The organism is Hyalangium sp. (genome assembly GCF_035629615.1).
In the GTDB taxonomy this organism is placed as follows: Bacteria; Myxococcota; Myxococcia; order Myxococcales; family Myxococcaceae; genus Hyalangium.
The window spans coordinates 1-8,529 of sequence record NZ_DASPHO010000115.1 but is presented as its reverse complement, the minus strand read 5'-3'; the positions used below and the strand labels follow the sequence as shown (position 1 = coordinate 8,529).

At 66.8% G+C, this 8,529-nt stretch carries 8 protein-coding genes and 1 pseudogene; 6 read left to right on the top strand and 3 right to left on the bottom strand.

The genetic code is table 11. The features are described from left to right. The 5 genes from VD972_RS05480 to VD972_RS05460 all read left to right on the top strand — a co-directional run. Positions 1–267: fatty acid desaturase (locus VD972_RS05480; protein WP_324981803.1), on the top strand; the 267-nt coding region annotated here is incomplete at its 5' end. A gap of 12 nt (positions 268–279) precedes the next feature. Next, complete coding sequence (locus VD972_RS05475; RefSeq protein ID WP_324981801.1) at positions 280–1,296, top strand: alpha/beta fold hydrolase; 1,017 nt, start codon at positions 280–282, stop codon at positions 1,294–1,296. Beyond that, positions 1,275–1,574 (top strand): hypothetical protein, encoded by a 300-nt coding sequence (locus VD972_RS05470; protein WP_324981798.1) that lies wholly within the window; start codon positions 1,275–1,277, stop codon positions 1,572–1,574. Before VD972_RS05475 ends, VD972_RS05470 begins: the two co-directional genes overlap by 22 nt. Further along, on the top strand, positions 1,571–2,500 hold the full coding sequence (locus VD972_RS05465) for a ferritin-like domain-containing protein (protein WP_324981795.1): 930 nt from the start codon (positions 1,571–1,573) through the stop codon (positions 2,498–2,500). Before VD972_RS05470 ends, VD972_RS05465 begins: the two co-directional genes overlap by 4 nt. 33 nt (positions 2,501–2,533) lie before the next feature. After that, positions 2,534–4,216: an AMP-binding protein gene (locus VD972_RS05460; RefSeq protein WP_324981793.1), complete on the top strand. Its 1,683-nt coding sequence runs from the start codon at positions 2,534–2,536 to the stop codon at positions 4,214–4,216. Here the strand turns inward: VD972_RS05460 and VD972_RS05455 are convergent. The 3 genes from VD972_RS05455 to VD972_RS05445 form a co-directional block, all read right to left on the bottom strand. Then, positions 4,179–5,852: a hypothetical protein gene (locus VD972_RS05455; protein WP_324981791.1), complete on the bottom strand. Its 1,674-nt coding sequence runs from the start codon at positions 5,850–5,852 to the stop codon at positions 4,179–4,181. The two genes, VD972_RS05460 and VD972_RS05455, sit on opposite strands and share 38 nt — an antisense overlap. Before the next feature lie 212 nt (positions 5,853–6,064). Next, positions 6,065–7,042 carry a hypothetical protein gene (locus VD972_RS05450; protein WP_324981789.1) on the bottom strand — a complete coding sequence of 326 codons (978 nt, stop codon included), beginning with the start codon at positions 7,040–7,042 and terminating at the stop codon, positions 6,065–6,067. 23 nt (positions 7,043–7,065) lie between these two features. Further along, on the bottom strand, positions 7,066–8,103 hold the full coding sequence (locus VD972_RS05445) for an oxidoreductase (protein ID WP_324981787.1): 1,038 nt from the start codon (positions 8,101–8,103) through the stop codon (positions 7,066–7,068). Positions 8,104–8,280: 177 nt separating this feature from the next. Here VD972_RS05445 and VD972_RS05440 point away from each other — a divergent pair. Beyond that, positions 8,281–8,529 (top strand): annotated as a pseudogene (locus VD972_RS05440) (hypothetical protein); the annotation flags it as partial.

Here is an 8,529-nt window from a genome sequence, read left to right as displayed (position 1 = left end):
TACCAGATCGAGCACCACCTCTTCCCTGGCTACAGCCACGTGTACTACCCGCAGATGAGCCGCATCCTGCAGCGCTTCTGCGAGGAGAACGGCTATCCCTACCGCACGCTCGGGTGGTGGGAGGCCATCTGGAAGTCCCTGGTCGTCTTCCGCAAGCCCAAGCCCATCCACTCTCGGCTGCTGGCATTGCGCGGCAAGGTCTCGGCAGCAGCGGCCCAGGAGGGCTCGGCCCTGGACGTGCTGGACGGGCAGGAACAGGTGGCATGAGGAGGCAGCCCCATGGTCCGGCACCAGCACCACACCGTCATCACTCGGGATGGCCTTCCCCTGGCGGTCACCTCCTACCAGGAAGAGGGAGAGGCCCCGCGAGAGGTCGCGCTCCTGCTGTGCGCTGTGGGGGCTCGACAGGAGCGCTATGCGCCCTTTGCCCGGTGGCTGGCCCGTGACGGATGGAGGGTGGTCACCTTCGACTACCGGGGCATGGGCCGCTCGGTGCTGCCGGAAGAGGCCCGGTCCACCGCCTCCATGCGGGCCTGGGGCGAGCAGGATCTGACGGCCGTCATCCACTGGGCCTGCGAGGAGTTCACCCCCGAGCGGCTCGTCGCCGTGGGCCACAGCATCGGTGGGCAGCTCCTCCCCTTCGCAGAGAACCACCGGCGGCTGGGAGCGGTGGCGCTCGTCGCGTCGCAGCGAGGGTGGTGGCGGCACTGGAGCGGCTGGAGGCGCTACGGGGTGCTGCTCTTCTTCGGGCTGTACATCCCCCTGTGCCTGAGGCTCTTCGGCCGCGTCCCTCTCTCCTTCGCGGGGCTGGATGATCTGGAGCGGGGCATGGCGGAGGACTACTCGCGCTGGGGACTGGCCGAGCACTACCTGTGGCCCTCCGGCGAGTCCCACTCGGAGCGCTTCTCCCGCTGCACCTTCCCCCTGCTCGCGCTCAGCTTCGAGGATGACACCGCCTACGCACCGAAGCGGGCCGTTCAGGTGCTGCTGCACGACTTCTACGTCTCGGCGCCAGCGCTCTGGTGCCATGTCGAGCACACCCGGCTGAAGCTGCGCGGGCTGGGACACTCGGGCTTCTTCGATCCGCAGCGATGCCCAGAGGGCTGGTGGGCAGAGCTGTCCGCCTGGCTGCGCACCGCCTCGGCAAGCGCGCTCCTGCTTCCTGGAGGTGAGGAGGCAAGCGAGCCTCGCCTGTCCTCGCTCGCCATGCCCGTTCTGCGTTCTCGCGCGTCACAAAGCGCAGCGGCCTCCTCTGTCCCCACAACGGAGGCACCATGCCCAACGCCGAAGAGCTGAAGGCCTATATCCAGAAGAAGTTCAGCGAGCACCTCGGGCTGAGCCAGGAGGAGATCTTTGGGGAGGATCTCTCGCTGGCGGCGATCATCAAGCGCTCCGAGCGGATGACCAACAGCGTCGATCTCATGGAGGCATTCGCGAGGACCTCCAACGCCTTGCGCAAGGAGCACGGCCTCCGGGTCCGCTTACCTGCCCTCTCGCTGGACACTCCCGTCTCCCAGGTCCTGGAGGCCTTCCTCCAGGAGGTGCAGCGGCAGCAGGAAGGGAGGGCGGCATGAGCACCGCCTTCCAGATTCCCTCGCCGCCTCCCCTGCCTACCCACAAGGCCGTGATCGTCGCGGATCTCTTCCAGGCCTTCCAGGCGGAGGGCCGCACGCTCGTCGACATCGCGTGGGAGCAGCAACGCCTCCACGAGTCGCGCCGGTGGAGCGCGGTGGAGCTGGTAGAGGCAGTGGATCCAGGCAACCTCTCCCAGTCGGACCGCCTGATGGTGTGGAACGCGGGGCGGGCCGAGCTGACGACCAAGCCAGGGGCGGACCGGCTCGCGCGGCTGGCGGACACGGAGTGCCGCCGGTGGCAGGGGCGCAATGATGTCGTCGCCTCCATCCTCCAGGCGTGTGGCACCTGGAGCCGCTACTGGAACGAGGAGGAGGCGCACCACGAGACCAGCTTCAACCGGCTGGCCATCCTGCTGGGCACGGAGCGGATCACGGACGAGACCTTCATCGAGTTCCGCAAGATCTTCCCGGATGACGACATGCTCCGGACTCTGACGCTCCTGGCGATCTCCGAGATCGTCGCCGCGGTCAACTACGCCCACTGCGCGCGCGTCATCCAGGATCCGGGCCTCCGGGCGCTGTTCAAGCAGGTGGGAGCGGACGAGATCCAGCACATGACCTACTTCATCGCGTTCGCCAAGGGACTGGTGGACAGTGGGGAGTACAGGGCCAAGGAGGCCTTCGCGGTGGCTCACCTCTTCCTCCGCGAGGGAGGCGAGGTCCAGGGCAGCCGGCGCGAGCACGTGCAGCAGCGCGAGACCCATGTGAACTGGTGGGATCAACTCGAGTACCGCGAGGGCATGTATGCCCCGGACGCGATCGAGAAGAAGGAGACCCTGATCTTCCACGCGCTCAAGCGCATCACCGGCATCTCCGTCTCCTCGGCCGAGGAGGTCGAGGACACGTGGATGGAGCTGGTGGGGTGAACGAGCTCCTCTTGGGGGCAGAGGTTCGAGATCATGCTCGACATCATTCAGCAGCTTGGGGAGCTGTCCTCTCAGCGCGGCCTGTATCTGCATGAGGACTTCTCCAGCGCCCCCACGTTCCTCCCCTACTCGGAGTTCCCAGCCCGTGTCATGGCCTGTGCGGAGCACTTCCGAGCCCAGGGAGTGCAGCAGGGAGAGCGCGTCATCCTCCCTTTCGAGACCGATGAGCGGGTGCTGCTCTCCCTCTTCGGGCTGATGGAGGTGGGGGCGGTGCCGCTCTCGGTGAAGCCCTTCATCCTGAGCACCCCCAGGCAGAGCTACCGCGACTTCCTGGAACGAATCTGCCAGCGCCATGGCGCCAGCCGTGTGCTCGAGGTCCCCAGCTTGAAGGCACTGGAGCTTCCCCTGCGCCGGCTCACCCTGCCCCCGGCCGAAGCGCGGGTGAGTGGCGCGCGCCTGCGGACGGTCTCCCGGGACGAGCTCGCGTTCGTCCAGTTCTCCTCGGGCTCCACGGCATTCCCCAAGGGGGTACCCATCACCCAGGGGAACCTGAACGCCAACCTGAGGATGATCGCGGGCCACGATGGCCGGACAGCCGAGTCTCGGGGCTTGAGCTGGCTTCCGCTCTACCACGACATGGGGCTGATCGGCGTGCTGACGTGCCTCTACGCGGGCAACGATTGCCACCTCACCCACCCCCTGAGCTTCCTCATGGATCCGGTGGGCTGGCTGGAGCTCATGTCCGAGCGCCGCATCCACCTCGCCGTCATTCCCAACTTCGCGATCGACTACTCGCTGAAGCGCATGGACGAGCTGGACCCGGAAGCGCTGGCCCGCCTGGATCTGTCAGCGCTGCGGACCGTCTACCTGGGCAGTGAGCCCATCAACATCCCGAACCTGGAGCGCTTCACAGAGCTGCTCGGCCCCAGGGGATTGCGGCGGGACGTGCTCAAGCCCTGCTACGGCATGGCCGAGGCGGTGCTCATGGTCACGTGCGTGGGGCGCGAGGAGTGCTGGAGGACCGTGATGGGCCCCCACGGGCTGCCGGCCATCTCCGTCGGGAGGCCCCTGCGAGAGTTCGAGGTACGGCTGCGCGCCGAGGATGGGAGCCCGTGTGGAGACAGAGAGCTGGGGGAGATCCAGCTGCGGGGGGGAAGCCTTGCGCCCGCGTACTACGCGGACGAGCGTCCGCTGCTGGGAGAGGATGGCTTCTACGCCACGGGAGACCTGGGCTTCATGCAGGACGGGGAGCTGTTCATCACCGGCCGCATCAGCGACCGGATCAAGATCAACGGGCAGAGCTACTTCTCCAGCGACTTCGAGCAGGCCATCGAGCGACTGCCCTTCATCCGCTCCGGGAGGACCGCGGTCATCGAGTCCCAGGGACGTGTGGTGGTGCTCGCCGAGGTGAGCCACCCGGCGGCACTCCGGCAGGAGGCGCAGAGCCAGCAGCAGCTCTGCGCCGCCATCCTGGACGCCATGGGAGTCACCATGGCGCGGGAGGATGTGCTGTTCATCCGCTACGGCCAGCTCCCGAAGACGAGCAGCGGCAAGCTCCAGCGCCGAGCCATCGCCGAGGCCTACGCGCGAAACCGGATCCGCATCGCCACGCCCATGGGCCTGCGCGCGGACCGGTGGAGGCTCCGCGCCAGGCGGCTCTTCCAGGGCGTGCTCGGGCCTACAGCTTGGAGACCTCGGAGGCGCGGTAGTGCTTGAAGTAGAAGTCGTCCGAGTCGGGCCAGTCGTTGTCACACATCTGGACGTGGATCTGCCCCCCGACGCCCGGCGCGATGCCGCTGTCGACATCCCAGAGCGTGATGCCCTCGAGCTCCTCGTAGGAGTCGTGATCGACCTGCACGCCGAACGAGGCCTGGATGCGGCCGTTGAAGATGTCCATCACGTACACGAGGCCCGTGCTGTCCGACACCAGGTAGAGCTTGCCGGTGTTCGAGAACTCCGCGCCCTGGAGCGAGGACAGGCTCGTCGCGTTGCCGAACTTGTCCTTGATCTGGATGCGCGCGACGAAGGCCAGGTTGACCTGCCACGCGTTGTTCACCCGGGAGACCGACCAGGAGTACTTGTTGATGTAGCTGGCGTTGAAGGCGGAGGCGTAGAGGTGCCCGTCCCTCGGGTTGTAGGCCACCCACGGGCAGCTCTCCCCCTGGTCCGAGATGCCGGCGTCCGGGACGATCGCGTAGTTGTAGTACTGCAGGGCCGTGTTCATGACTCCGAAGGAGCACCAGGAGCCGCTGCCGCCGTTCTTCTCGAGGGGAAGGAAGAGGTAGCCGGCGCCGTAGCTGATATCGCCCAGATGGTTGTAGAGCCCGTACCACGGGTTGCCCACGATGAAGCTCGGGTTGTCATTGAGGTTGGTTCCGACCGGGACGCGCCAGATGTTGTTCGTGTTGGTCAGGAACCAGTAGCTGCTGTCATGGGTGACGCCCTGGGTGTCGTTCGAGTGGCCCCCGGAGTACGTGCGATCGGACGGGTGATCCCCGAGCGTGCTGATGCCCGGCGTTCCCCAGCGGAAGCGGTGCGAGAAGTCCACCCGGGAGTCTCCGCCGGTGTTGATGCTCGCGCAGCTCGCCGTGTACCAGTTGACCGTCTCGAAGCTCCACCGCTGCCAGTAGCGGGGAGAGACGGTGTTGACGGCATGGGTGACCCACGCCGAACCGTTCCAGAACTTGGTGGTGTAGGTGGCGCTCTGGCTCTGGGAGGCGGCGAAGCAAGTGCTCTCGTAGAACATGGCGTAGACCGAGCCCGCGTCGGCCCACCCGACGTTGGTGGGACACCACACGCTGTCCACGGTGCTCCAGGTACAGAAGTTCTGCTGGAACCAGAGCGCGTCCGCGTTCCAGTCGATCAGCGGGGTGACGACCCGCCCCGTGGAGCCCGCCTCGGGCTTCTGCTCGGGAGGCGCAGGAGGAGGCACCCAGGGAACCATGGACGCGGGCTTCCCCGGGGCATTCTGGGCGGACAGGCTGGCGGCTTCGATCAGCGAGGCTGGGGCAGGCGCGCTCGGCCCGGCCAGGTGCTGGAAGCGCTCGATGGGCGAGAGTCCCTGGAGCGCCTCGTAATCGAGCTGCTTCTCCAGATCCTGGACGGCCCCGAGCTCGCGCAGGTGGATGGCGCCGTCAGCGAGCTGCCAGAACTCGACGCTGTGCGTGGAGGACAGCCGCACCTGGGCAACGAGCTTGCCGTGGATCTCATCCTTCTGGATCAGCGCAGCTTGGCGGCTCTGGAGCTCTTCGGCGCCCGCTTCCAGGTCCTCCACGCCTCCGCATCCGACAGCCAGGCTCGAGAGGCTCGTGAAGACGAGCGCGAGGGCACACTTCGAGACGTGTCTGGGCATAAGCGATGAGCTCTCCGTTCCGTTTGCTGGCGGCGGGCTACGCATCGCAGAGGTCTAGGACAGGCCGCCGGAAGACAGCGCGCTCCTTAGCGGCTCCGCGACTGCGGCTCAATCCGGGTTTACCCGTATATACGGCAATTCAGGGGTACTTCATCCGTTGAACCAGCTCCTGGCTCCCCGGGCGATGCACCCTGGCCGAACCTGTAAGGCTGTTAGACAGGTTTGCCTGGCACGCCGCCGCCCGCCTGGCGGAAGAGCTTCACCAGCAGCTCGATCCCCATGCCGCTGACGAGGAGCCGCTCCTTCGCGTTCGAGAGCAGCCGCTGGGTCCACGTCGTGAAGCCCCCGTCGGCCAGGTTGATGCGCGTCCCTTCTCGGTTGAACGCATCGAGCCGGAGACAGAGGCCGGAGTAGTAGTTGCGCCCCTGCTCGCGCGTTCGATCGATGTGCAGGGTCGCCTGCGGGTATTCGGCCGCAAGCGGCTCGAGCACCTCGACCCGTGCGCGCTCGAGGCGCCCCTCATCGCCGGCCGTATCGCTCACGGAAATGTCCACGGAGGCGATGTGGAACCCCATCGTTCCCAACCGCCGCAGGAAGGCGAGATACGTGCCCAGGTGCTCGCGCAGGCTCTCCAGCTCGAAGACGAGCGAGCCGCGATCACGACCTGCGGTCACCAGGGAGAAAATGTTGAAGTGCGGGGAGAAGTTCGGATTGTCAAAAGGCTGGAGCCGCAGTTGCTTCGACCGAGCACACAGCTTGATCGTTCCGGTCTCGCCGGCGCGCCTGCGCCGGGCACACTCGAGCGCCTGAGCAGTGGTCGGATCGGCGAGCACCTCCGCGCTCCGGACGGTGGCGAGGCAGTTGTTCTGATCGATCTGTCCCAGCACCGCGTTGATTCCGAGTGGCGCCACCGGGGAGAGATCCATCGCCTCGAATGCGGTGGCCTGCTCGAAGGCAACCCGCTCGACCTCCAAGAGCTGGCGCACATCAACAGAGGAGGGCCTCACCATCGCGCGCCGCTCGTACTGCTCCAGCAGTTCGGCCGGTGTCCGGCGAGCGCCTCGCTCTCCATAGACGTGCAGCATCAGTGACTGCAAGTCCGTCGCCGGCAGCGACAAGGCAAGGCCCTCCACGGCATCACCTTCCGCAAGTACCCGGGCAATGCGCGCGATGATCTTGTCCTGGCTCATGGCATCTCCTTGGGGATCCTCGATCAGCCCAGCTGAAGGGTCCGCCGCTCGTCAGCGCTGTGCAGCGCGGTCTCCAGCACGCGGATCACCTGCCCGGCGCTCGCCGCCGTCACCGGGACTGGCCCCTGCCCCGCCATAGCGGCGGCGAGCTGGCGATAGAACTGCTCGTAACTTCCTGGCACGGTAGGCACGCTCCCGCCTCGGCTCAGCCGCCCATGGCGTTCCGTGGGCTCTGCGCCCCACCCCGCCATTCCCGGCCTGAATCCCGCCTTGAGCTGCTCCTCCTGCGGATCCAGCCCATATTTGATGTAGGCGTCCGCCTCCCCCTGCAGGACGAACCGTGGCCATGGCTCGTGAACCACTGAGCCCGAGCGCAGGATGACGCGCAGTTCGCCATAGCGCAGCAGCAGGTGGAACCAGTCCACCGCCTGCGCCTCGGGCCTCTGCCGCCCGAGATCCGCGCTGATCGACTCAGGCATCCCAAAGAGCTGCAGGGCCTGATCCACCAGGTGGGCCCCCAGATCCCACAGCGTCCCTCCCCCCGGCCCGGCCTCCTCCTTCCACCGCTTCTTCACCTGTGGCCGGAAGCGATCGAAGTGGCTCTCGAAGCTGTAGAGCCGCCCGAGCAGCCCCTGCTCCAAGAGCTGGCGTATCGTCAGGAAGTCCCCGTCCCATCGCCGGTTGTGGAAGACGGCCAGGCAGCGGCCTCGCTCCCGGGCCAGCCCTCCCAGCCGTTCGGCCTCCGCCGAGTCCAAGGTGAAGGGTTTCTCCACGACGACATGCTTGCCGCTCAAGAGCGCCCGCTCCGCGAGCGCCGCGTGGCTGTCATTTGGCGTGGCCACGATGATGAGATCGAGCGTCGGATCTGCCAGTAACGCCTCTACGGACAGCACCCGTGCTCCCGTCCAGTCCCGCACCACTGCATCCGCACTGCGCGTAGCGACGGCACTCAGGCGAAAGGCTGGCTCCACGGAGAGCAGTGGCGCATGGAAGCTCGCGCCCGCCAGGCCGTAGCCGATCAAGCCCACTCGGAAGGCGTTTTGGGAGGCAGCGATAGGCACCGCTGGACCGTAACGTACCCGGGCTCTCGATGCAGCTAGCCTCGCGCTCCCATCGCCACCGCATGAGGAGACAGCATGATGCTGACGTCCCCCTCGAGAAGCGCACGACCCGGAACGTTATCCCCTCTGCTGCGACGTTCCCATAGGCTGGAACCCTCCTCGATAGGAAGGCGTCCCATGGCACGTCGTCTGACTGCTGCGATTTTGCTCGTGGCCCTGGCCACCTCGTGCGCCACTCCGCGCGCGATACGACTGGACACAGGGCTGGGTGCCCCTCGGGAGTACTCGCCGCCGACCTCGCAAGAATCCATAAAGGTAGGTGCGGCCGCCTTCGAGGAAGCGCTGTCGCAGCTCGTGCTGAATGCTCCCCTGACCCTCCGCTCCCCCCAGCAAGGCTGGCTGGTGCGCGCCTCCTACCCCAGCAAC

Excerpts from the sequence above, each read along its gene's own strand:
- VD972_RS05475 (WP_324981801.1), top strand. The coding sequence starts at position 280 with ATGGTCCGGCACCAGCACCACACCGTCATCACTCGGGATGGCCTTCCC.
- VD972_RS05470 (WP_324981798.1), top strand. The coding sequence starts at position 1,275 with ATGCCCAACGCCGAAGAGCTGAAGGCCTATATCCAGAAGAAGTTCAGC.
- VD972_RS05465 (WP_324981795.1), top strand. The coding sequence starts at position 1,571 with ATGAGCACCGCCTTCCAGATTCCCTCGCCGCCTCCCCTGCCTACCCAC.
- VD972_RS05460 (WP_324981793.1), top strand. The coding sequence starts at position 2,534 with ATGCTCGACATCATTCAGCAGCTTGGGGAGCTGTCCTCTCAGCGCGGC.
- VD972_RS05455 (WP_324981791.1), bottom strand. The coding sequence starts at position 5,852 with ATGCCCAGACACGTCTCGAAGTGTGCCCTCGCGCTCGTCTTCACGAGC.
- VD972_RS05450 (WP_324981789.1), bottom strand. The coding sequence starts at position 7,042 with ATGAGCCAGGACAAGATCATCGCGCGCATTGCCCGGGTACTTGCGGAA.